This window comes from Streptomyces yerevanensis, from assembly GCF_000716805.1.
Classification (GTDB): Bacteria; Actinomycetota; Actinomycetes; order Streptomycetales; family Streptomycetaceae; genus Streptomyces; species Streptomyces flaveus.
Map to the genome: position 1 here is coordinate 1 of NZ_JNWJ01000242.1, position 353 is coordinate 353.

The following is a 353-nucleotide window of genomic DNA, read 5'->3' on the forward strand; positions in this document are numbered from 1 at the left end:
GCCGAGCAGCGCGGCGCCTTCGTCGCCTTCGCCGGAGGCAGCCCGCTCGCCCTCTCGCTGGCCGCCTCCGTGCCCGCCGCGGCACCCGGCGCACCGTGGTACCCCACCGGCGACATCCTGACGACCCTGGTCGAGCGGCTGGTCGGCGACCTGCCCGGCGCCGTCCACCGGCGCGCCCTCGAAGTCGTCGCACAGGCCTACGTCACCCGCGAGCCCCTGCTCCGCAAAGTGCTGGGTGACCAGGACACCGACACGGTGTTCTCCTGGCTGCGCCAGCTGCCCTACATCGAGGCCACGCCCGAAGGGCTGCACCCGCACGACGCGGTGCGGGCGACCCTCGAGGCCGACCTGCG

At 75.1% G+C, this 353-nt stretch carries 1 pseudogene; it reads left to right on the forward strand.

From position 1 onward, the window contains the following. Positions 1–353, forward strand: a pseudogene (locus OP79_RS49250) (ATP-binding protein); the annotation flags it as partial.